General features: G+C 59.1%; 20 protein-coding genes and 1 tRNA gene. 6 read left to right on the forward strand and 15 right to left on the reverse strand.

The window, feature by feature from the left end; all coding sequences use genetic code 11:
- Nucleotides 1-158 precede the first annotated feature (158 nt).
- The 4 genes from ABLV04_RS00675 to ABLV04_RS00690 form a co-directional block, all read right to left on the reverse strand.
- Nucleotides 159-1,268 carry an AI-2E family transporter gene (locus ABLV04_RS00675; protein WP_032453546.1) on the reverse strand — a complete coding sequence of 370 codons (1,110 nt, stop codon included), beginning with the start codon at nt 1,266-1,268 and terminating at the stop codon, nt 159-161.
- 187 nt (nt 1,269-1,455) lie between these two features.
- Nucleotides 1,456-1,532: transfer RNA gene (locus ABLV04_RS00680), tRNA-Pro, on the reverse strand.
- Between the two features lie 76 nt (nt 1,533-1,608).
- Nucleotides 1,609-3,369, reverse strand: a complete 1,761-nt coding sequence (yejM, locus tag ABLV04_RS00685) for an LPS biosynthesis-modulating metalloenzyme YejM (protein ID WP_049013176.1) — start codon at nt 3,367-3,369, stop codon at nt 1,609-1,611.
- Between the two features lie 18 nt (nt 3,370-3,387).
- Nucleotides 3,388-3,615: a YejL family protein gene (locus tag ABLV04_RS00690; RefSeq protein WP_004195346.1), complete on the reverse strand. Its 228-nt coding sequence runs from the start codon at nt 3,613-3,615 to the stop codon at nt 3,388-3,390.
- Between the two features lie 186 nt (nt 3,616-3,801).
- Here ABLV04_RS00690 and yejK point away from each other — a divergent pair, with 186 nt between their 5' ends.
- Nucleotides 3,802-4,809, forward strand: coding sequence for a nucleoid-associated protein YejK (gene yejK, locus ABLV04_RS00695; protein ID WP_004144267.1), 1,008 nt, complete (start codon nt 3,802-3,804; stop codon nt 4,807-4,809).
- 13 nt (nt 4,810-4,822) lie between these two features.
- On the opposite strand, the gene ABLV04_RS00700 is transcribed toward yejK, so the two are convergent.
- Nucleotides 4,823-5,590, reverse strand: coding sequence for a DeoR/GlpR family DNA-binding transcription regulator (locus ABLV04_RS00700; RefSeq protein ID WP_044524236.1), 768 nt, complete (start codon nt 5,588-5,590; stop codon nt 4,823-4,825).
- A gap of 81 nt (nt 5,591-5,671) precedes the next feature.
- Here ABLV04_RS00700 and ABLV04_RS00705 point away from each other — a divergent pair, with 81 nt between their 5' ends.
- A complete protein-coding gene (locus ABLV04_RS00705; RefSeq protein WP_032453543.1) occupies nt 5,672-6,268 on the forward strand; it encodes an NUDIX domain-containing protein in 597 nt (198 codons plus the stop codon).
- A gap of 20 nt (nt 6,269-6,288) precedes the next feature.
- On the opposite strand, the gene ABLV04_RS00710 is transcribed toward ABLV04_RS00705, so the two are convergent.
- On the reverse strand, nt 6,289-7,575 hold the full coding sequence (locus ABLV04_RS00710) for a serine hydrolase (protein WP_048336217.1): 1,287 nt from the start codon (nt 7,573-7,575) through the stop codon (nt 6,289-6,291).
- Between the two features lie 103 nt (nt 7,576-7,678).
- Between ABLV04_RS00710 and ABLV04_RS00715 the strand changes: the two genes are divergently transcribed.
- Nucleotides 7,679-8,566 (forward strand): LysR family transcriptional regulator, encoded by an 888-nt coding sequence (locus ABLV04_RS00715; protein WP_048297910.1) that lies wholly within the window; start codon nt 7,679-7,681, stop codon nt 8,564-8,566.
- Nucleotides 8,567-8,625: 59 nt separating this feature from the next.
- Here the strand turns inward: ABLV04_RS00715 and rplY are convergent, their stop codons facing one another.
- On the reverse strand, nt 8,626-8,910 hold the full coding sequence (gene rplY / locus ABLV04_RS00720) for a 50S ribosomal protein L25 (protein ID WP_004201664.1): 285 nt from the start codon (nt 8,908-8,910) through the stop codon (nt 8,626-8,628).
- A 136-nt stretch (nt 8,911-9,046) separates the two neighbouring features.
- On the reverse strand, nt 9,047-10,804 hold the full coding sequence (locus ABLV04_RS00725) for a DEAD/DEAH box helicase (protein ID WP_131096369.1): 1,758 nt from the start codon (nt 10,802-10,804) through the stop codon (nt 9,047-9,049).
- 147 nt (nt 10,805-10,951) lie between these two features.
- Here ABLV04_RS00725 and rsuA point away from each other — a divergent pair, with 147 nt between their 5' ends.
- The 3 genes from rsuA to ABLV04_RS00740 all read left to right on the forward strand — a co-directional run bounded on the left by rsuA (nt 10,952) and on the right by ABLV04_RS00740 (nt 13,539).
- A complete protein-coding gene (rsuA, locus tag ABLV04_RS00730; RefSeq protein WP_023290466.1) occupies nt 10,952-11,671 on the forward strand; it encodes a 16S rRNA pseudouridine(516) synthase RsuA in 720 nt (239 codons plus the stop codon).
- Nucleotides 11,668-12,864, forward strand: coding sequence for a Bcr/CflA family multidrug efflux MFS transporter (locus tag ABLV04_RS00735; RefSeq protein ID WP_023290465.1), 1,197 nt, complete (start codon nt 11,668-11,670; stop codon nt 12,862-12,864). The genes rsuA and ABLV04_RS00735 overlap by 4 nt, the downstream gene beginning before the upstream one ends.
- 330 nt (nt 12,865-13,194) lie before the next feature.
- Complete coding sequence (locus ABLV04_RS00740) at nt 13,195-13,539, forward strand: YejG family protein (protein WP_002912974.1); 345 nt, start codon at nt 13,195-13,197, stop codon at nt 13,537-13,539.
- A gap of 3 nt (nt 13,540-13,542) precedes the next feature.
- Here ABLV04_RS00740 and yejF read toward each other — a convergent pair whose 3' ends face one another.
- The 7 genes from yejF to ABLV04_RS00775 all read right to left on the reverse strand — a co-directional run bounded on the left by yejF (nt 13,543) and on the right by ABLV04_RS00775 (nt 22,596).
- On the reverse strand, nt 13,543-15,132 hold the full coding sequence (gene yejF / locus ABLV04_RS00745) for a microcin C ABC transporter ATP-binding protein YejF (RefSeq protein WP_072413744.1): 1,590 nt from the start codon (nt 15,130-15,132) through the stop codon (nt 13,543-13,545).
- Nucleotide 15,133: 1 nt separating this feature from the next.
- Nucleotides 15,134-16,159 carry a microcin C ABC transporter permease gene (locus ABLV04_RS00750; RefSeq protein WP_023290463.1) on the reverse strand — a complete coding sequence of 342 codons (1,026 nt, stop codon included), beginning with the start codon at nt 16,157-16,159 and terminating at the stop codon, nt 15,134-15,136.
- Complete coding sequence (locus tag ABLV04_RS00755; protein WP_004201658.1) at nt 16,159-17,253, reverse strand: microcin C ABC transporter permease YejB; 1,095 nt, start codon at nt 17,251-17,253, stop codon at nt 16,159-16,161. The genes ABLV04_RS00750 and ABLV04_RS00755 overlap by 1 nt, the downstream gene beginning before the upstream one ends.
- A gap of 9 nt (nt 17,254-17,262) precedes the next feature.
- A complete protein-coding gene (locus tag ABLV04_RS00760; protein WP_032453536.1) occupies nt 17,263-19,068 on the reverse strand; it encodes an extracellular solute-binding protein in 1,806 nt (601 codons plus the stop codon).
- A gap of 68 nt (nt 19,069-19,136) precedes the next feature.
- Nucleotides 19,137-20,699, reverse strand: a complete 1,563-nt coding sequence (locus tag ABLV04_RS00765; RefSeq protein ID WP_023290460.1) for a cyclic di-GMP phosphodiesterase — start codon at nt 20,697-20,699, stop codon at nt 19,137-19,139.
- 187 nt (nt 20,700-20,886) lie between these two features.
- A complete protein-coding gene (gene mepS, locus ABLV04_RS00770) occupies nt 20,887-21,456 on the reverse strand; it encodes a bifunctional murein DD-endopeptidase/murein LD-carboxypeptidase (protein ID WP_004201653.1) in 570 nt (189 codons plus the stop codon).
- Between the two features lie 426 nt (nt 21,457-21,882).
- Entirely contained in the window at nt 21,883-22,596 is a 714-nt protein-coding gene (locus ABLV04_RS00775; protein ID WP_077263844.1) for a phosphatase PAP2 family protein, read from the reverse strand.
- Nucleotides 22,597-22,598: the final 2 nt, after the last annotated feature.

Below are 22,598 nucleotides of genomic sequence, written 5' to 3' on the forward strand. Positions count from 1 at the left end.
TTTTCGTTCCTGACAGAGATAGCCTATCATCACTTTGCTAAATGTTAAGATTTATTTACCAATTTTTGCAAAATGAATAGTGTTATCTACTGGTAAGACGTCGGCCGCGCAGAGCGCAACAGGGGCGCTGGCAGGCCGCCAGAGGCCTGCCGGTGAAATTATTCATTACGGCTATTTTTCGCTTCCTCAATAAATTCTTCATCGATTTCATCAGTGTTGCCAGCGTGTTCCCGCCCCGACAGCAAATTCCAGCAGGCGATAAACAAGGCGGCGATCAGCGGGCCGATAACAAAGCCGTTAATACCGTAGATCTCCATGCCGCCGAGGGTGGCGATCAGGATCAGGTAGTCCGGCATTTTGGTATCCTTGCCCACCAGCAGCGGACGCAGAATGTTGTCCACCAGGCCAATCACAATGACAAAGAAGCCGACAATAAAGGCGCCCTGCCACAGCTGGCCGGTGGCAAACAGGTAAATCGCCGCCGGCACCCAGATAATGGCCGAGCCTACCGCCGGGATAAGCGACAGGAACGCCATCAGCGCGCCCCAGAGAATGCTGCCGTCCAGACCGGCGATCCAGAAGGCAAAGCCGCCCAGCGCCCCCTGCGCCAGCGCCACGGCGACGGTGCCTTTTACCGTGGCGCGGGCCACCGCGGCGAACTTAGCGAAGAGGTGCTGCTTCACGTAGCTGGATAACGGCAGAGATTCGAGGATCAACAGCACCAGGTGAGGGCCATCCTTCAGCAGGAAGAACAGCAGGTAGAGCATAATGCCGAAGCTGACGGTGAAGCCAAAGGTGCCTTTACCAATCAGAAACGCGCTGCCGGCCAGATACTGGCCGCCTTTCAGGGCGACATCGGAGAGCTGCTGCTGGATCTGCTGCGCGCTATCCAGGTTATGTTCGGCGAGGAAGCTTCTGGCCCAGCCGGGGAGGTGGGCGATCAGGCTGGCGACCACCGTCGGGAACTGGGTATCGTTATGCTGCAGTTTGCTGTACACCACGTTCAGCTCGTAGGCCAGTGATGACAGGATAATCGCCAGCGGCGTGAACACGATAAGGCAGATAATGACGATGGTCATCAGCGCCGCAAGGCCGTTACGTTCGCCGAGGCGGGTGCGCATCTTGTTTTTGACCGGATTGAAAATCACCGCGAGGATGGCGGCCCAGAGGATGGCGGAATAATAGGGTGAGAGAACATCAAAAAAGGCCAGGGTTACAATGAAGACGATAAGGATGAAAAATCCTTTGGTAAGTCCATTAACTCTCATGTCATCCGCTCCTGCTTATGAGTCATACGGTCGAATAATAGATGCTACGACGTAATTTACCATCAGGATAGTCGTACTCTATACGCTGTGGCGCGGAAAGGGCACAAATTCAACGAGCTGAGGGGAACAGGCGTAAAAGATGGGCATAAAAAAACCAGCCTTAAAAGGCTGGTTTCTCAGGGATTTTTGGTCGGCACGAGAGGATTTGAACCTCCGACCCCCGACACCCCATGACGGTGCGCTACCAGGCTGCGCTACGTGCCGACGCGTGGGGAACAATATTACCCGTTCCCCAAGCGAATGCAAGCGGGTCGCGCGCGATTGATTCATAATTAATCAATCAGTTAGCGATAAAGCGTTTTTCGTCGGTCAGGACCTGCAGCAACAGGCTGAGCTGCGGTTTCTGATCTTTGATTTTCTCGCCGTCGCGGCTCCAGGTGGTATAGGTGCCGTTATGGTTGAGGACCACGGTGATAGCCGGGGTGGTAATGGCCAGCGTATCGCCGTTGGCCGCGGTGACCCAGTTCCGACGCCGCGCAGCGCTGAACAGATCTTCCCCCTGCGAATACTCATTGGCCGGCGTCGACACGTGAAGCAGGCGCTGCATCAGCGTGGTCATCACATCTTTGTTATCGGTCAGGGTGGCAATTTCCTGGGCCGGCGTGCCCGGCCAGTGAATAACCAGCGGCACCTGCAGCTGCTCGCGCGACCAGTCGAACGGGTCGTGTTTGACGTTAAGCGGCTTGCCGTGGCCGCCGGTGATAATGACCACCGTATTATCGAGCTTGCCGGCTTCGCGCAGCGCGGTCAGCACCCGATCGATCTGGGCATCAACGTCGCCTGCCGCCTTGCTATAACGGCGGACAAAGCCCTGCTGCTGCGTATCGTCGAGGGTGGTGCCATTGAGCGAGACCCACGAGAACCAGCGATTCTCATCCTGCGCGTAACGGTCCAGCCAGCCGATCCACTGATTGGCGGTCTGCTCGTCGCTCTGGGTCTTCGCGCTCGGCAGCGAGAAGTCGGAGAGCAGCGCCTGGCGATACAGCGGGCTGCTAAACCCATCGGAAGAGAACAGGCCCAGCTGGTAGCCCTGCTGGTTGAGAGCGGTGATCAGCGCCGCGGGAATACGCGCCGAGAGGACGCCGTCCATATAGCCTGGCGAAATGCCGTAGAACAGGCCAAACAGGCCGCTGTCGGCGGTATTGCCCGAGCTCATATGCTGGGTAAAGTTCACGTTTTCTTTGGCAAACGCCGCCAGCGCCGGCATCGTTTTTTCAAACCGCGAGTAGTTCAGGTTGTCGACGGTGATCAGTAGCACGTTATAGCCCGCGCCGAGGTCGCGGTAGCGCAGGTTACTGAGCGGATACTGGACCGATACCGCCTCCGGCGCCCCTTGCTCCACCAGGCGACGCTGATAATCCTGGGCGTCGAGCAGGCCATGTTTCTCAAGGAAACGACGGGCGGTCATCGGATAAGAAAGCGGTAGATTCGCTCGCTGCATGGTGATCGGGCGATAAAAATTGGCATCCGCCCAGATATAGACCAGGTGGCTGCTGATGAACGACAAAAAGAAGAACCAGGCGACCGGGCGGGCATAATGGCGGCGACGCGTCAGGCTGCGCAGCTTTTGCCAGCTCCAGGTGGCGAAGAGCATTTCAATCAAAAAGATGACCGGGACGCTGATAAACATCAGCTGCCAGTCGCGCGCCATCTCATTCTGGTCAGGGTTGATGACCAGCTCCCAGACCACCGGGTTTAAATGAAGATGAAAGCGGGTAAAGACCTCGCTGTCTATCAGCAGCAGCGTCATCCCGGCGGTGGCAAGGATCACCGACAGGAAGCGCATCAGGCGCTGCGAGACCACGATAAAGGTCAACGGAAAGAGGATCAGCACATAGCTGGTAAACACCAGGAAGCTGAAGTGCCCGACGAGACTGACGTACGAAAAGAGTCGTCCGGCAAGCGTCGTCGGCCAGTCGGCGACAAAAAGGTAGCGGCTGCCGAGCACCATGGCCAACAACATGTTGAACAGGGCGAACCAGTGCCCCCAGCTAACCATCTGGGAGACTTTTTCTCGGTAGGGCTGACGTAGAGTCACCATATACTGTTGCTGTTATCCTTAATGCGCTGGATCGTCGTTAATCGAAGATTGCAAAGCCTGCGCGAAAGAACGGGCGATGGCCTGACGCTGCGCCGGCGCGACGCTACTGTTGATCAGGTTGGTCACCATATTGCCTAACACCATCAGTGAAAGGTCAACCGGGGCTTTGTGTGATTCCAGGACGTTCGTCAGCTCGCTGAGCAACTGTTCGACCTGTTGATCGCTATAGCGGGAAATTTGCGGCATAAACTCAAAATCTGTTTGTTCGTGAAAGGGCAACATATTACCGTAGCAGCAGCTTTTTTTCCGCATTTTTTCGCCGCGGCGCAAAAGCGCACCGATCGTCAGTCATGACGTCGAAATGTGTGGTGCCAGTTGCGTCGGCAACCCGGCGGTGGTTGAATACCGCCCGGTCTAAAAGGAGAGTTTAACATGAGTCTGGATATCGACCAGATTGCCCTGCATCAGTTAATCAAACGTGATGAACAAAATCTGGAGCTGGTGCTGCGCGAGTCACTGCTGGAGCCGAACGCGACGGTCGTCGAGATGATGGCTGAACTGCACCGGGTTTATAGCGCCAAAAGCAAAGCCTATGGCTTGTTCAATGAAGAGAGCGAACTGGCGCAGGCGCTGCGCCTGCAGCGTCAGGGGGAAGAGGAGTTTCTGGCGTTCAGCCGCGCGGCGACCGGCCGCCTGCGCGATGAGCTGGCGAAATACCCGTTCGCCGAAGGGGGCATTGTCCTCTTCTGTCAGTATCGTTACCTGGCGGTCGAGTATCTGCTGGTGGCGGTGCTCAATAACCTCAGCAGCATGCGCGTCAACGAAGAGCTGGATATCCGCTCGACCCATTATCTGGATATTAACCATGCCGATATCGTCGCGCGCATCGATCTGACCGAGTGGGAAACCAATCCGGAGTCGACCCGCTACCTGACCTTCCTGAAAGGGCGGGTGGGGCGCAAAGTGGCCGATTTCTTCATGGATTTCCTCGGCGCCAGCGAAGGTCTCAACGCCAAAGCGCAGAACCGCGGCCTGCTGCAGGCGGTGGATGACTTTGCCGCCGACGCGCAGCTTGATAAATCCGAGCGACAGAATGTGCGTCAGCAGGTCTATGCTTACTGCAATGAACAGCTGCAGGCCGGGGAAGAGATTGAGCTGGAGTCGCTGTCCAAAGAGCTTGCCGGCGTCAGCGAAAAGAGCTTCCAGGAGTTCACCGCCGAGCAGGGCTACGAGCTGGAAGAGAGCTTCCCGGCGGATCGCAGCACCTTACGTCAGCTGACCAAGTTTGCCGGCAGCGGCGGCGGTTTGACCATTAACTTCGACGCGATGCTGCTGGGCGAACGCGTATTCTGGGATCCCGCCACCGATACCCTGACCATTAAGGGCACCCCGCCGAACCTGCGCGACCAGCTGCAGCGCCGGACGTCCGGCGGCAACTAAGCGCCACGCCCCGTCAGCGCGACCGCTGTACGGGGACGATCTCCACGCCGCTCTGCACCAGCCGCTGGCGCAGCGCGGCGTCGGGCTCCCCATCGACGATAAGCGTACTGGCGAGGTTCAGCTCGCCGATGGCAAAGGCCGACGCGGCGTTGAGCTTTTCCCGGGAGGCCATCACCACGGTTTCCGCGGCCCTGGCCGCCAGCGCGCGCTTGATGCCTGCCTCTTCATAATCACCGGTGGTAAAACCCGCTCGCGGGTGGACGCCGGTCACCCCCATAAAGAACACATCGGCGTTGATCCGCGCCATTGCTTCCAGCGTTTCAGGGCCGACGGCGACAACCGAATGCTTAAACACTTTGCCGCCGAGCAGGATCACCTCGATTCGCGGGTGATCGACCAGCGCCACGGCGATGCCGGGGCTATGAGTGACCACCGTGCAGCTGAGGTCGGCGGGTAATAAGCCGATCATCGCCGCGGTGGTGGTGCCGCCATCGACAATCACCACCTGTCCAGGCTGGATCAGGGCGGCGGCAGCGCGCGCCACCGCCTGTTTGGAGGCGATTTGCACGCTTTTGCGTGTTTCAATAGGGGCGATGGCGGCAGAGACGGGCAGCGCCCCGCCGTGGACCCGCTGCAGTTTTCCTTCCGCCGCCAGCTCGCGCAGATCGCGGCGAATGGAGTCCTCAGAGACGTTAAACCGTTGGCTCAGCTCCCCGGACATCACCTGTTTTTCCTCCGCAAGGATCTGCAGGATTTGCTGTTTTCGTTGACTGGCGAGCATGATTTTTCCTTCACGAGTGATCTTGTTTATGCACGATTATGCATGTTATGGTGCCTGCTGTCATCTGAAAGGGGATATAACATGCAAACTCACGCACCGCACGTCCGACACGTTCGCGAGACGCTGCTCTCTGATAACTGGTACACGCTGAAAAAATATACCTTTGAACTGCAGCGCCGGGACGGACGCTGGCAGGAGCAGAGCCGCGAGGCCTACGATCGCGGCAACGGCGCGGTCATTTTACTCTACAACCGGGAAAAGCGGACGGTGGTCCTGACCCGTCAGTTCCGTTTTCCGGTGTTTACTCACGGTCACGACGGATATCTCATTGAAGCGGCGGCCGGGCTGTTGGATAACGCCTCGCCGGAGGCGCGGATCGTTGCCGAAGCGGAAGAGGAGACCGGCTTTCGGGTGACGCGCATCGAGCCCCTCTTCACCGTCTTTATGAGCCCCGGATCTGTCACCGAAAAACTCTACTTTTTTATCGCCGAATATCAGGCCGATGACCGGCAGGGAGACGGCGGCGGGCTGGCGGCGGAAGGTGAGGACATTGAAGTGCTGGAGTGGCCGCTGGCGCGGGCGCTGCAGGCCATTCGCGATGGCGAGATCATGGATGCCAAAACCATTATCCTGCTGCAGCACCTGGCGCTGAATGCCGACACGCTCCTCGCCGGCTGAGCGGCAAGGAGCAGGGAGGGTTAACGCAGCTCGCGGGCAATGGCGCTGTACATCAGCGCCGCTTCCAGCGGCTGGGCGTTAAAGGAGGGTTCCGCCTGCGGCCAGGTCGACCACTGGACGATCACCAGGTGTTCCGCGCGGTTCACCATGATCACCTGGCCGTAGATCCCCAGCGCCCACAGCGAGTCTTTCAGCCCTTCCTGCGGCGTCGGCTGGACGTTTTGCGCATTCGCCGGTATGGCGTTATTCCACCACTGATAGCCGTAGATACCTTGCGGATGTGCCGCCGAGACCGAGTTTAGTGCAGTGGTCCAGCTTGCGGCCTGATCGAACCAGCCCGCCGGCACCAGCTGTTTGCCGTTGCTTAACCGACCATCGCGGGCGACGAATTCGCCGAAGCGGCCCCAGTCTTCAAGGGTGGCGTTAAAGCCGTGGGCGCCGACATCGTGCTTCCCTTGCTGATAAGCATGCCATACGCCGTCGTGGGCCATCCCGGCTGGCTGCCACAGCGACTGCTCAAGCCAGGCGGCCAGCGACATGCCGGTGGCGCGCTCCAGGATATCGCCCAGCAGCCAGGCGCCGCCGGAAGAGTAGGACCACTGCTCGCCGGCCGGATGTTTGCGCGCCAGGCCGGTGACGATCTTGCGCACGCAGGCATAGGCCCCGGGCTGCGCCTCGCACTGGGTCAGGCGGGCGAAATGCGACTGCGGGTCGGTGTAGTCTTCATTCCATTCCACACCGCTGGTGTGCTGCATCAACTGCTTCAGCGTCACGCCGTCCCAGGCGGTGCCTTTCAGTTCGGGTTCATAAACGGTAATCAGATCATCAAGGGAGTGGATCTTACCCTGCTGAATGGCGATGCCCACCAGCGTCGAGACCACCGATTTTCCCACCGAGCGTGAGGTCCACAGGGTGGTATCGGTGTTGCCGTCGCCAAGATATTTCCAGGCGACTTTGCCGTCTTTCAGCACCAGCATACCGCTGACGTTCTCGCGCTTCAGGTAATCCTGCAGGGTCCAGGTGTGGCCGTTGAGGGTATAGCGGGCATCGGTCAATTGTTTTTCAGCGCGTTCCAGCGGCGCCGAGGCGCCGTGGCGGAAAACATCGCCGGCATAGTTGCGATAGTCATTTCGAAAGCCAATCACGCGTGAAGTCTGATCCCAGCTGAGCATATCTTTGGCGGCGGGTAGCGTTTGGTCGTAAGGCGTTGGGCAGACATCCAGCGTCAGGTCGCCGCAGCGTTGTGCCATTGCCGCGGCCGGCAGCGCCGCCAGGATTAACGCCAGGGCCAGTGGTTTTCTTATCATCATCCTTTCCTCGTTTGCCATAGATTCGCATCGCAGTATATAAATCGGCGCGCGGCGGCTAAAATCAGCAAAGGGGGGATTTTCCCCCGCAAGGGAGAGAAGGATGAAAACCCTGCAGTATTCTTTCGCGCAGATTGAAGCATTCGCCACCATCGCCGAGACCGGCAGCCTGTCGCGGGCGGCCATTCGGTTAGGTAAAGACCGAACCACGCTGCGCGATCTGCTGGACTATCTGGAAGATGCGCTGGGCTATCGGCTGTTCAGCCGGGAAGGGCGTACCCTGACCTTAACCGCCGAAGGGGAGCAGCTTTTTCGTCAGGCGCATCTGCTGTTGCGTCAGGCGCAGGCTTTCGAGTCTTTTGCGCAAACGCTGCCGCAAACCGCCGGGCAGGCGCTGCGTCTGGTGTACGATCCCTTTATCCCACGTGATTTTCTCTGCGCGCTGGCCGATACGCTGGCCCGGCGGCAGATCCGGTTAAGCTGCTGGAGCGCCTCGCGGCGCGAAGCCGAGCAGGCGCTGAGCGATGGCGTGGCGGATATGGCGATGTGCCAGGCCAACAACCGCACGCTGGGCAGCGAAATGGAGTGGCGGGCGCTCGGCACGGTGGATCTGCGTTTCTACGCGGCGGACCGCCTGTTCCGGGATGCGGCGCGGCCGCTGACGCTGCTCAATCTGTCGTTGACGCCGCAGCTGGTGATGCACCGGCGCAGCGACGATCAGATTGCCCGCCGGCTGCAGATCTCCGGCCATACGCTGTATATGAACGAAATTACCCTGCTGCGCCATGCGATGGAGCAGGGGAGGGGCTGGGGGTTTTTACCGGACCATTTGCGGCCAGGCGAGTGGCGGGGAGTCAGTGAAATCGCGACGGAGGTCGGCAGTCAGGGACTGAACGTCACCATGGTGATGCTCTGGCAGCCCGGAATGAATAAGCACCGGCTGCTGAGCGACATCGTGGACGAGGCGCCGGCGCTTTGGCGGCGCGGATAACAAAACGCCCCGGAGCCGAAGACCCCGGGGCGCTATGCCATACAACTTCCTTTCGGCGATTACGCGCGAACGAAGTCGATGTGAGTCAGTTTCGGCTTGAACGCGTGGCGCTGAACAGCCTGAACTTTGACTTTTTCTTCTTTGCCATCAACAACGACGGTCAGAACTTCGCCGTAAAACTCAGCTTTGTCCTGCATGTTCCATACTTTGTCGTGGTCCAGTTCGATAGCAACCGGAGCAGCTTCGCCACCGTAGATGATTGCCGGGAACTTGTTAGCTGCGCGCAGGCGGCGGCTCGCACCCTTACCCTGCTCTTTACGTACTTCTGCGTTGATAGTAAACATTGATGTCTCTCTATATATAAAGCCTGCTACAGGCGACCCAGCAACAGGCGGATTATCTGCTTTGCGAATGCAAAAGCGGGCGGCATTATAGCCGCCAAACGACACCCGGGCAATCAAAACCTCAGCTTTCCGGGAATTAACGCAGCTCGTTGGCGCGGCGAAAACGTCCCTGATAATCGAACACTTTTTCCCGCACCTGCCAGTACTGCCCCTTCGTGCGGGCGACGACAAAGTCCGGATGGCGCAGCAGCGCCTGCTGGGCCACGATATCCGCCGGCGTTATCCAGCGCAGCGGCACTCCCGGCGTGCGGGTATGCGGGCGGATAAACAACTGCTCAAAGGCGGTACGCTGGGCGGGCGTTTGCAGACGGAAGCGCTCACTGACGTCGGCGCCGTCCTCATCGTAGTAGGTGATTTTCAGCCACGGGCCTTTCTCGTCGCTACCGTGCTGCAGGGCCATGCCGCTGCAGCGCAGCACCAGCGCGTCCTTCAGCTTCAGCGCCGCCTTCAGCATGTCGTCCGGGTCAACCAGAATGGTGTCGCACTCCCGGCAGCGGCGGGCGGCGATATCGTTTTCCGCGTTGCACTGCGGGCAGTTTTTGAAACGAAAGCGGAAGTCGCACTGTTCGCGGTGGCCGTCGTCATCTTCGAACCATCCCTGGCAGCGGCGGCCAAAATGCTCAATCAAGGTGCCGTCGGCGGTGGTTTTGCCCCAGAAGGTGTTGGCGAAGCCGCAGGCCGGGCAGAAGACCTGCACCGGCACGTTGTCGCTTTTGCCCTTCGGCGTCCCCACTTCCGGGGCGTACAGGTCGTGCGGGTTGCCGGCGTAGTCGAGGATCAGACAGTCGGTTTTTCCCGGCGCCAGGCGCAGGCCGCGGCCAACGATCTGTTGGTAAAGACTCACCGACTCGGTGGGGCGGAGGATGGCGATCAGGTCGACGTGCGGGGCGTCGAAGCCGGTGGTTAGCACCGCGACGTTCACCAGATAGCGATACGCCTGCGCTTTAAACGCCTCGATGATGCGATCTCGCTCCGGACCCGGGGTTTCCCCGGTGATCAGCGCCGCCTGGCCTGCCGGCAGCAGGCCGGTCACTTCCCGGGCGTGCTCCACGGTGGCGGCGAAGATCATCACCCCTTTGCGGCTTGCGGCGAACTCCACGATCTGGCTGACGATATGCGGTGTAATGCGCTGCTGTTTTTTCAGTTCGTGATTAAGATCGGCCTCGCTGAACAGGCCGTTGCTTTGCGCCTGCAGGCGGCTGAAATCGTACTGTACCACCGGCATATCGAGGCGTTCCGGCGGCGTCAGGTAGCCGTGCTTAATCATATAGCGCAGCGGCAGCTCATAGATGCAGTCGCGGAACAGCGCTTTTTCATCGCCACGCACCATCCCGTGGTAGTGGAACTGATAGATCCACCCCTTGCCGAGGCGGAACGGGGTCGCCGTCAGGCCGAGCAGCCGGAGCTGCGGGTTGACCTGCCGCAGGTGGCTGATGATCTGCTGATACTGGCTGTCGTCATCATCGCTGATGCGGTGGCATTCATCGACGATCAGCAGCGAAAACTCGCTGCGAAATTGCGCCAGATTGCGCGCCACCGACTGCACGCTGCCGAACACCACTTTGCCGTGGCTCTCTTTACGCTGCAGACCGGCGGCAAAGATATCCGCCTCGAGGCCAAGGGCGCAGTATTTAGCATGATTCTGCGCCACCAGCTCTTTGACGTGGGCCAGCACCAGCACGCGGCCGCGGGCCAGTCGGGCAAGCTCGGCGATCACCAGGCTTTTGCCCGCGCCGGTGGGCAGGACAATCGCCGCCGGCTCGGTATGGCGACGAAACCAGGCGAGGGTGGCATCGACGGCTTCTTGTTGGTAGGGACGTAATGTAAAAGTCATGAATTCACGGGGCTAATTAACTCGCGAATAGTATGCCATGAATCTTTTCCCTTGAGTGGTGTTAAGAGCCCGTTATACTAGCCAGTGAATTTCTTCTTTTTCGGGCGATTTGCCCGCTCCAGCACTTTGACAGGCTAAAAAAATCTCATGCGACTTGATAAGTTTATCGCTCAGCAGCTTGGCGTCAGCCGGGCTATTGCCGGGCGTGAAATCCGCGGCAGCCGCGTTACCGTGGACGGCGACATTGTAAAAGATGCTTCCTTTAAGCTTCAGCCGGAGCACGAGGTGGAGTATGACGGGAACACGCTGACCCAGCAGAACGGCCCGCGCTATTTTATGCTCAACAAGCCGCAGGGGTACGTCTGTTCCACCGACGATCCCGATCATCCGACTATCCTCTATTTCCTCGACGAGCCGGTGGCGCATAAGCTGCATGCCGCCGGTCGGCTGGATATCGACACCACCGGACTGGTGCTGATGACCGATGACGGCCAATGGTCGCACCGCATTACCTCGCCGCGACACCACTGTGAAAAAACCTATCTGGTGGCGCTGGAAAGCCCGCTGGCGGAAGGGACCGCGGAGCTGTTTGCCAAAGGCGTCCAGCTGCATAACGAAAAAGATCTCACCAAACCGGCGGTGCTGGAAGTTATCACTCCGACCGAAGTGCGCCTCACCATTAGCGAAGGCCGCTACCATCAGGTGAAACGCATGTTCGCCGCCGTGGGCAACCACGTGGTTGGCCTGCATCGGGAACGCATCGGCGACATCCTGCTGGATGAATCTCTGGCGCCGGGTGAATATCGTCCGCTGACGGAAGCGGAAATCGCCAGCGTGGGCGCCCCGCAGCCACGGAGCAAAACGTGACGCTGAAGCAAAATTCGTCTCTGGGGATTGTCTTTATCCTTGGCCTGCTGGCCATGCTGATGCCGCTGTCGATCGATATGTATCTTCCGGCCCTGCCGGTGATCGCTGCCCAGTACCACGTGCCGGACGGCAGCGCGCAGATGACCCTCAGCACCTATATCCTCGGCTTTGCGCTGGGGCAGCTGCTGTACGGTCCGATGGCTGACAGCCTCGGCCGCAAGCCGGTGATCCTCGGCGGAACGCTGGTCTTCGCCGCGGCGGCGGTGGCCTGCGCCCTGTCGCAGACCATCGAGATGCTGATCGCCATGCGCTTCTTCCACGGTCTGGCGGCCGCGGCGGCCAGCGTGGTGATCAACGCCCTGATGCGCGATATCTATCCGAAAGATGAGTTTTCGCGGATGATGTCGTTTGTCATGCTGGTGACGACCATTGCGCCGCTGGTGGCGCCGATGGTCGGCGGGGCGGTGCTGGTCTGGTTCAGCTGGCATGCCATCTTCTGGATCCTCGCCCTGGCGGCCCTGCTGGCGTCGCTGATGATCGGCCTGTTTATCCGCGAAACGCTGCCGGCTGAAAGGCGTCAGCCGTTCCACCTGCGCACCACGATGGGTAACTTTGCCACCCTGTTCCGCCATAAGCGGGTCCTGAGCTATATGCTGGCGAGCGGCTTTAGCTTCGCGGGCATGTTCTCTTTCCTTAGCGCCGGGCCTTTCGTCTATATCAATATTAACCACGTCGCGCCTCAGCACTTTGGCTACTATTTTGCGCTGAACATTGTCTTTCTGTTCCTGATGACCATGTTCAACAGCCGGTTTGTGCGGCGGGTAGGGGCGTTGCGCATGTTTCGCGCCGGGCTGTGGATCCAGTTTGCCATGGCGGTGTGGATGGTGGTTTGCGCGCTGCTCGACGTCGGCTTCTGGTCGCTGGTCATCGGCGTGGCGGCCTTCGTTGGCTGCGTATCGATGGTGTCGTCGAACGCTATGGCGGTGATCCTCGATGAGTTTCCGCATATGGCGGGCACCGCTTCGTCGCTAGCGGGGACTTTCCGCTTTGGTATCGGGGCGATTATCGGCGCGCTGCTGTCGATGGCCACCTTTACCACCGCCTGGCCGATGCTGATCTCCATCGCCTTCTGCGCCACCAGCTCTATTTTCTTCTCCCTTTACGCTTCCCGCCGGCGAAAAATCGCACGCTAGGTCACATTTTCAGGGGCGAAATCGCCCCTTTCTTGATGCACGTCAACCGCAATGGGCTTCAGGGTTCTGCGATTTGTTTCCTTTATGTAAAATCAATTAGTGTAAAAAGTCGCATTGTTGCGATAAAAAAGTTGTTTTGGATCACAGAAACGGGTACATATAGCGCCAATCGGCTTGCCGGGTTAAAAAATAACACGCTGGAATATAAGCGCTTAACCCTGGGCCGCCGCGGCTGTAAACGTTTTCTGCGTCTGAGCAGGACTATTTGTCAACAGTGTGTTAATATTGATGTAAATTTATTGTGAAGCCTTTTGCTTCCGGGGAAACCACGTGAATACACAACAACTCTCTATCGTACACCGTCTGCCGCAGAGCTATCGCTGGCTGGCCGGTTTTGCGGGTTCCAGAGTTGAACCGATTCCGCAAAACGGCGCGCAGAACGAAAACAGTCTCGTCGCCCTGAAGTTGCTGAGTCCGGACGGTGAAAAAGCCTGGCCGGTGATGCATAAGCTCAGCCAGGCGTTAAGCGACATCGAAGTCGACTGTTCCGTTCTTGAGTGCGAAGGCGAGCCCTGCCTGTTCGTTAATCTGCAGGATGAGTTTGCCGCCACCTGTCGTCTGAAAAACTTTGGCGTGGCGATCGCCGAGCCCTTCTCCGGCAATAACCCTTTCTGACCGTCAGCTTAGCGCCAGCAGCTGGCGGGTATACTCATGCCGGGGCGCGCTGAAGACGGACTGGCACTCGCCCTGTTCGACCACCACTCCCTGCCGCAACACCATCACCTGGTGACACAGCGCGCGCACCACGCCTAAATCATGGCTGATAAAAATATAGGCCAGCTGATGCTTCAGCTGTAATGCTTTCAGCAGATTCAGGATCTGCGCCTGAACGGTTTTATCCAGCGAGGAAGTCGGCTCGTCGAGGACGATCAGCTGCGGCTTGACGATTAACGCTCTGGCGATGGCGATACGCTGGCGCTGGCCGCCGGAGAAAGCCGCCGGGTAGCGCTGGCGGCTGGCCGGGTCGAGGCCGACCTCCTGCATGGCAAGGATCACCGCCTGTTCGCGTTCAGCCGCCGTCAGCGTCGGCTGGTGGACGCGCAGGCCCTCCTCAATGATCTGCTGCGCCGTCAGGCGCGGATTGAGCGACGAGTTCGGATCCTGAAAAACCACCTGCATCTGTCGGCGCAGCGGCAGCAGCTGTCGGCGACCGCGTCCCTGAATCGGCTGGCCGGCAAAGGTTATCTTGCCCTCGGAGGGGATCAGGCGCAGCAGCGCCAGACCGGTCGTGCTTTTGCCGGAACCCGATTCTCCCACCAGACCCAGCGTCTCGCCGGCCCGTAGCTGGAAATGGAGATCATTGACCACCCGATGGTGATCGACCACCCGACGCAGGATCCCCCGACGAATGGGGAACGCCACCTGTAACGCCTCCGCCTGCAGCAGCACCGGGGCATCGGCGGCCAGCGGCACCGGCTCGCCGTCCGGTTCGCTATCCAGCAGGCGTTGGGTGTAAGGATGGGCCGGCGCGCTAAACAGCGCCCGACAGTGATTGTGCTCCACGCAGCGGCCGTTCTGCATCACCGCCACCCGGTCAGCCAGCTGGCGGACGATGCTCAGGTTATGGGTGATAAACAGCAACCCCATGTTCAGCTCCCGCTTTAGCTCGCGCAGCAGCTGCAGAATTTGCGCCTGCACTGACACATCGAGGGCGGTGGTCGGCTCGTCGGCGATCAACAGCTCCGGGCGCGTCAGCAGCGCCATGGCGATCATCACCCGCTGGCGCTCGCCGCCCGAGAGCTGGTGCGGATAGTCCGCCAGCCGCCACGGCGCCTGACGGATCCCGACGCGCTCCAGGCAGTCGAGGATCTCCCCGCGCGCCGCCTCTTTGCGCATTCCCCGGTGTAACGACAGCACCTCGTAGAGCTGTTTTTCCAGGGTATGCAGGGGATTGAGCGACACCATCGGCTCCTGAAAGATCATCGCGATCCGGTTGCCGCGCACGCCGCGCAGGGTCGCCTCATCAGCATGCAGCAGCGACTGGCCATGAAAACGGATATCGCCGCTGGGGTAGCTGGCCGGCGGGGTAGGGAGCAGCCGCAGCACCGACAGGGCGGAGATGCTCTTACCGGAGCCGGATTCCCCCACCAGGGCCAGCGTTTCGCCGGCCGCCACCTCGAGCGACAGATTATGCACGACGGTCTGCGTCTCCCCCTGCTGGCGAAAGGCGATAGAGAGATTGTCGATAGCTAACAGCGGGTGGGTCATATTACACCGCCTTACTGGGGTCAAAGGCGTCGCGCACCGCTTCACCGATGAAAATCAGCAGCGTCAGCAGCACGGCGACAGAGAGAAACGCGGCAATGCCCAGCCAGGGCGCCTGCAGGTTGTTTTTGCCCTGCAGGAGCAGCTCGCCGAGGGAGGGCGAGCCGAGCGGCAGGCCGAAGCCGAGAAAATCCAGCGACGTCAGGGTGGTAATAGAGCTGCAGAGAATAAAAGGCAGGAAGGTGAGGGTCGCCACCATCGCGTTGGGCAGCATATGCCGCAGGATGATCTGCCGGTCGCTGACCCCTAACGCCTGCGCCGCCCGGATGTAGTCGTAGTTGCGGGTGCGGAGAAATTCAGCGCGCACCACGCCCACCAGCGTCATCCAGCCAAACAGGACGGTGATCGCCAGCAGCCACCAGAAGCCCGGCTGCACGACGCTGGAGAGCAGGATGATCAAAAACAGCGTCGGCATACCGGACCAGACTTCGATAAAACGCTGCCCCCAGAGGTCGATTTTACCGCCGTAATAACCTTGTATCGCACCGGCCAGCACCCCCAGCACGCTGGAGAACAGCGTCAACAGCAGACCAAACAGTACCGAGATGCGCGTCCCATAAAGGATCCGCGCCAGCACATCGCCGCCGTTGGCGTCGGTGCCGAGCCAGTTGCTGGCCGAGGGCGGCGATGGAAAAGGAACCGTGCTGGCAAAATTGATCGTCGTCGCGCCGAAGCGCACCGGCGGCCAAAGCGCCCAGCCGTGGCTGGCCAGCTGCTGCTGCAGCCAGGGATCCTGATAGTCGGCGGCGGTGGCGAATGCGCCGCCGAAGGTCTGCTCGGTATAGTTTTTTAACACCGGGACGTACAGCTGGCCCCGGTACTGCACCAGCAGCGGCCGATCGTTGGCCAGCAGCTCAGCCCCCAGGCTGCAGAGGAAGAGGATTAAAAACAGCCACAGCGACCAGTAACCGCGACGGTTGTGGCGAAAGCGCGCCCAGCGGGCCTGATTAACGGGACTGAAGAACGACATTAGCGGCCCTCAAAATCAATACGCGGGTCGACCAGCGTATAGCTGATATCGCTGACGATATTCAACAGCAGGCCGATCAGGGTGAAAATATAGAGCGTGCCGAACATCACCGGATAGTCGCGGGAGACCGTCGCTTCATAGCCCAGTAGCCCCAGACCATTCAGGGAGAACATCACTTCGATCAGCAGCGAGCCGGTAAAGAACATACTGATAAAGGTGGCCGGGAAACCGGCGATCACCAGCAGCATGGCGTTGCGGAACACGTGTCCCCAAAGGATCTGTTTCTCACCGACGCCTTTGGCGCGGGCGGTGACCACATACTGTTTGCGGATCTCGTCAAGGAAGCTGTTTTTAGTCAGCATGGTCAGGGCGGCAAAGCCGCCGATCACCGTCGCCAGCACCGGCAGGGTGATGTGCCACAGATAGTCGAGGATCTTTTCATACCACGGGAGGGTGTCGAAGTTTGGCGAGACCAGACCGCGCAGCGGGAAGAGGTCGAAATAGCTGCCGCCGGCGAAAATCACGATCAGCAGGATGGCGAACAGAAAGGCGGGGATCGCATAGCCAATGATAATCAGCGTACTGCTCCAGATGTCAAAGCGGCTGCCGTTGCTGACGGCTTTGCGGATACCCAGCGGAATGGAGACCAGATAGATGATCAGCGTGCTCCACAGCCCGAGGCTCACCGAGACCGGCAGGCTGTCTTTAATCAGCTGCAGCACGGAGGCGCTGCGAAACAGGCTGTCGCCAAAATCAAAGCGCAGATAATCGCCCAGCATCTTCAGGTAGCGCTCGTGCAGCGGTTTGTCGAAGCCGTAGCGGTGGGTGATCTCGGCGATGACTTCCGGATCGAGGCCGCGCCCCCCGCGATAGTGACCCTCGCTGATATTGCCGGCGCCGGTACGGGCATGGCTGGCGCCCATCCCGCCGTCGCCGGCGCCTGGCATTCCGCCGTGCTGACCAAATTCGATGGCGGCGATGGCCTGGTCGACCGGGCCGCCGGGAGCGATCTGTACAATAAAAAAGTTAATGGTAATGATGGCCCACAGGGTGGGGATCACTAACAGCAAACGGCGGATCAGGTAGCTGCCCATGGTATGTCCTTAGCGTCTGTCCGCGGGGAGGGTGGCCGCTTTGTTCGCGTCATACCACCAGGTATCAAGGCCGGACGAATAAATGGGGCGGGTTTGGGGGAACGAGAATTTATTCCACCACGCGGTGCGGTCCTGCGCCATATACCACATCGGCAACATGTAGTGGTTCCAGGTGAGGACGCGGTCCAGCGCCCGGCCAAGCGGGATCAGCTTCTGCTTATTACCCTGCCACTGCAGGATCTGCGCAATCAGTTTATCCACCACCGGACTTTGCACCCCCGGCGCGTTGTAGCTGGAGTGAATATAGTCCGACGCCCAGGAGATTTGCAGGTCAGTCCCCGGCCAGGGCATGGCGCGCCACAGGCTCGGCATCATGTCGTAATCGCGGCTGCGGCGGCGGTTGCTGTACTGCGAGTTATCCACCTGACGAATATCCATGACGATCCCCAGGCGCTGCAGGTTGTGCTGAAACGGCAGCACCCAGCGGTCATTGCTTCCGGCCGGCATCAGCAGTTCAAAGCGCAGCGGCTTACCGGTGGCGGCGTTAACCCGGCGCTGGTTCTTCACCGTCCAGCCCGCCGCGTTAAGCAGGGCGTCGGCTTGGAGTAAGTTGGCGCGGTCGAAGCCATCGCCGCGGGAGACCGGCGGCTGGTACACCTGGCTGAAGAGCTCGGGGGGCAGTTCGTTTTTCATCGGCGTCAGCAGGGCCAGCTCGGCCGCGTCGGGCAGGCTGCGGGCGGCATATTCGGTGTTCTGGAAATAGCTGTTGGCGCGCTGATACGCGCTGTAAAACAGCGCCTTGTTCATCCATTCAAAATCAAACGCCAGGGTAATGGCCTCCCGCACCCGGCGATCGGCGAATACCGGGCGCTGAATATTGAACGCCAGCCACTGGGTATCCTGCGCCGAGGTGTTGGCATACTCCTCTTTAATGATGTAGCCGCGGCTGAAGTTGCGGCCGACGTAGCGGGTGGCCCAGTTTTTGGCGACCGTCTCTTCCCGGCGGTCGACGGCCCCGGCTTTAAAGGCTTCGAAAGCGACGTTGTCGTCAAGATAATAGTCATAGCGCAGCGTATCGAAGTTCCAGCGACCGCGGTTGACCGGCAGGTCGGCCGCCCAGTAATCGGCGACCCGGGAATAGGTAATATACTGTCCCATCCGCCAGGCGCTGATGCGGTAGGGCCCGCTGGCCAGCGGCGGCTTTGACAGCGGGTCGCTGAGTTTGTGATGACGCCAGAACGCCTCGGGCATCACCGGCAGGCTCAGCAGGCTCAGCATGTTCTCTTTACCGGGCTGGCCGAGGTCGATACGCACGGTCAACGGCGCGATGGCCTTCACGGTGGTGCCTTTATAAAAGAGGCGGAACTGCGGCACCCCTTCGGTCATAAACTTATTGAAGGTAAAAGCGACATCGCGGGCGGTGATTGGCGTGCCGTCGTGAAAACGGGCGCGCGGGTTGAGGGCGATCTCCATCCATGAATAGTCCCCGGCGTAGCGCGCCCGTTCGGCAATCAACGGATAGTAGCTGCCGGGCTCATCATCCGAGGTGGTGAACAGGGGATCGTAGAGCGCTTCAGTGCGTACCGCGGGATTGCCGCGCAGCGCGTAGCGGTTGAAGTTGTCAAAGGTGCCAATCGCCGCCAGGGTGAGGGTGCCGCCTTTCGGCGCCTGTGGATTAACATAATCAAAATGGCTGAAACCGGCGGCGTATTTGGGTTCGCCGATAATCGCGAAGGCGACGCTTTCCTGAATGGATTGCGCTTTAGCGCTCAGGCTAAACAGAGCAAGCAGAAGCAGAAAAAGTCGCGCATACATAGGCGGCAGAATACCCTGTCATAGCCGGCCCCCGTGGCCGACTTCTGTTCCCGCATCATAAGTGAGACTTAACGCGTTGTGAAATAATTCGCGGGTTCATCGTGCGCGGCCACCAGCGCCGCCAGCGACAGCGGCCGGCTGATCCAGTACCCCTGCAGGAAATGCACTCCCTGAGCGCGGAGCCACTCCGCCTGCTCCTGGGTCTCCACCCCTTCGGCAACGGTCATCAATTTCAGCCGACGGCTGAGGGTCAGCACCGCATCCAGCACTGGCGAGGTGACGGTTTCGGTGCCGATCGCCTGCACAAAGCCGCGATCGATCTTCAGATAATCGAAGTTATAGCGTTCGAGATAGATCAACGCGCTATGCCCGGTGCCAAAATCATCGATCGCGATTTCAAAACCGTGCTGGTGCAGCCAGGCGAAGTTAGCGACCGATTTTTCTTTGTCAATCATCGCCCGCTCTGTGACCTCCAGCACCACGTGAAAATGGCCGGCGGGCAGCGCGGCGGCGAAGCGCAGCATATCGTCGCGGAAGCTGTCGGCCTGAAGATGGGCGGGGGAAATGTTGAGCCCCAGCTTGACGCCGTGCGGCAGAATACGCTTCAGCGCCGGCGCGTCGCGGGCGATCAGCGCCAGCAGGTGATCGGTCAGCGGCACGATCATCTGCTGGGTTTCCGCGAGGTTAATAAAGACGTCAGGCGGAATTTCGCCCACCACCGGATGGCGCCAGCGCATCAGGACCTCCACGCCGCTGATACGCAGAGTCTGGGCATTCACCACCGGCTGATAGACGACGTAGAACTGGTTGTTTTTGATCCCCAGCAGGATGGATTTTCGCGGATCGGATTTGATCGACAGCACGTAATAGCAGAGCAGCCCCGCCAGCAGGCCGCACACCACCCCGAGCAGCAGAGCAAACTGCGTATTTTCCGCCAGCCAGCTGTTGGCATACAGGTAGACCTTGAGGGGGAAACCGTCGATCTGCACTTCGCGGATCGGCACGTTATGCAGCGTTTGCGGATCTACCAGCCGGTTACTGAAGGTGGAGATAGCGGTGTGGCCGATGACCAGCGCAATACCGCTGAAATCATTCTGCCGTGCGGAATAGAGGATATACGGCGTGAGATTGGCGTTAATCGACACGAAAATGCCGCTGTTTTCATCACCGGGTTTGCCTACCCATAGCGCCAGCGCCGCGCTCTTCGGCATCATCGGCGTGCCTGGCAAAATCGCCATATCAAGGGGTTTGCGGATATCAATGGCCGGGATCAGCTGGGTGAGGGGGGTATTCATGGCGCCGGTTGCCGAGGAGCAAAAGGCCACGCCGTTTTTGACCAGCAGGAAAGCGCGGACGTTAGGGCTGAACGCGGCGTGGGAGGTGAGCCCGGAGTCAATATTCTCGCAGGGCTGCTCCACCAGCGGCTGCAGGCCGTCAATGGTCTGGCGCAGGTCGTGAAAATAGCTTTTCAGATAGGTATTAACATTGTTGATAATGGCGTCGAAACGCTCGGCCCGGTTATGGTAAATCACCATAAATTGAATGCTGCCAGCCAGTAGCGCGACGATAATGCCCACGCACAGGCTGGTTAGCCAGGTTTTACGCTGGGGCGAAAAGTAGCGAGTCAGCATAGCTATAGTCTTTCCGTGTTATTGATGCGCAGCAACGGGTTGTCAGTCGTCGTTTTTCTCATTCCCACTTAAAAGACATAGCTTATTTTGCGTCGTTCAGAATCAGGTGGCAAAAAAAAACACTGCCGGGGCAGTGTTTTTTATCCCGCTTCCAGCCAAGGGATAACCGGCGGCGGTAGAGGACAGTTTACGAGCGGCTCAGGACTCGACGCGCTTCGTTGTAGCGCTTTTTCCAGTATGGCTCATCCATGCTGGAGATGGTCACTCCGCTGCTGGTAGAGGCGTGAACAAACTGGTTGTTGCCGAGGTAGATCCCGACATGGCGGCCGGTAGAGCCGGCGCGGAACAGAACCAGATCGCCAGTACGCAGCTGGGTACGGGAAATCGATTTTCCGGTTTCCTGCTGTTCAGAAGTTGAACGCGGCAGTTCCAGACCAAATTGTTCGCGGAAGGTGCGCTGCACGAACGCCGAGCAGTCGATACCTTTGCGAGTGCTGCCGCCGAGGCGGTAACGCACGCCTTTCCAGCTGGCATACTGATCCATTAAACGGGACTTCACGTCCAGGTTACGGACCATCGTTTCAAATTCATCCTGAGAGGCTTGCAGTGATGATAAATCGCCACTACCCACAGCATGCGTCTCAGAATGCATATTCCTGGCGGTACTTGTTGAACTACACGCGGAAAGCAGAACCGCTACTGCAATCGCGGGGGCTACCCGCAAGATGTATCTCAAAATCGGCTGAGATTTGACCATGCTGTTTATTTTCCCTTGTTGTCCTTAACGACAATGTCGTTATAAAAAATGCCAAACGTGTTAGAGCCTAAATACCCATCCGCAATGAGACAATTCCTTAAGCTTAAATTTGTGCAGTCACGCACAATTTTATTCAGGGCCTGAATTAATGTTGCGGAAAAGGCAAAACGAGAACGAGATTACCCTATCAAACGCCGCATGGCGAGCGGTTTTGCGCGATTTCTTATAAGTATTTTGGTGACAAAAAGTGAATCATCGGGAAAGGACAAAATTGCGGCAATTGCGGGCAAAAAACAGACAATTCCTTCATTTGTCACGGGATTAATGTGACAAGAAGATGAACGTGATGTTGAAAAAAAGGACAATTGAAAAAAGGGACCCAAAAGGTCCCCTTATAGATAATGCCTCTGGCGGCGGCCCGCGGCTTTATTTGGCCGATATTCCGCCGGGTAAGTAGCGATCGAAAAAGGCGATCAGTTTATCGCTCAGCGGCGTCATCAATACCCAGGGCGCGCCAATCAGCACGGCGGTCAGAGAGCCGACGGCAATATCGCTGAACCAGTGGGCGCCAATCATCACCCGCGGGAAAGCAAAGACCACAAATATCACCAGCGCCACGGTCAGCGCGCGGCGGCCAAAATAGCGCCACATAAAGCTCGCGAAGATCAGCAGCATCATCCCATGATCGCCGGGGAAGCTGTCCTTGGAAGCATCCTTAGTGGGGAAGTTAACGACGTCGCTGACGCGGGTGACATCGCTGAAAAACAGCGACGGACTGGCGCGCTGAACCGGCATCAGGTGCTGCGCCAGCTGGTTGATGATCACCGCCGCCAGCAGCATTACCACGCCCATAATAGCGATCTGACGACGGCCTGCCGCCGGCGCCTTGAGCCAGTAGCTGAGCATCAGGCAACCCATCGCCAGCAGCGAGCAGGCGTCGAAGGCGCGATTGTTGATGATCGCCAGCAGCCAGGCGTAAGCGTGGCTGACGCTGACGCCATGGTTAAAGAAATGGAAGATCGCGGCGTCTACCGGCGCCCACGCGCCGTGGTTGGCTGGCAGATACCAGGAGCAAAATAGCGCCACACCCGCGATGTTAAGCAGCAGGATTAAAGGAATTCGGTTTTTCATCATAGCCATTG

The organism is Klebsiella sp. JN_Kp127 (assembly GCF_040062505.1).
Lineage (GTDB): Bacteria > Pseudomonadota > Gammaproteobacteria > Enterobacterales > Enterobacteriaceae > Klebsiella > Klebsiella quasipneumoniae.